The organism is Bartonella capreoli (genome assembly GCF_902813205.1).
Classification (GTDB): domain Bacteria; phylum Pseudomonadota; class Alphaproteobacteria; order Rhizobiales; family Rhizobiaceae; genus Bartonella; species Bartonella schoenbuchensis.
Window position 1 is genome coordinate 1 of the sequence record NZ_CADDZX010000367.1, and the last position, 392, is coordinate 392.

Sequence of the window (392 nt, forward strand, 5' to 3'; positions counted from 1 at the left end):
TTTTACAGAGCAAGCTATGCGAGCCATGCTTGATAATTTGGGGATGAGCCCTACTGCTGGTGCATCGCGTGCCAATAATATTGCTGCTGTTATCGTTACGGCTGAGATGGTGCCCTTTGCCACACCAGGATCACGCATTGATGTGACGGATTCTGCATTGGGAGATGCAACGTCTTTACAAGGTGGGACATTGGTGATGACACCGCTTCTTGGGGCGGATGGTACAACTTATGCGGTAGCGCAAGGTAATATGGTTATTTCTGGTTTTGGTTCTCAAGGCGTGGCAGAAAGTGTGACGCAAGGTGTTCCCACATCGGGTCGTATTCCTAATGGTGCGCTGGTGGAGCAGAAGATTGAAGGTAATTTCAACCAGAGTAATAAGGTTATTTTGG

General features: G+C 48.2%; 1 protein-coding gene. It reads left to right on the forward strand.

Going from position 1 to position 392, the window contains the following annotated elements:
- Nucleotides 1–392, forward strand: a 392-nt coding sequence (locus J7R05_RS08830) for a flagellar basal body P-ring protein FlgI (protein WP_208541925.1), incomplete at both ends; no start/stop codon positions are given.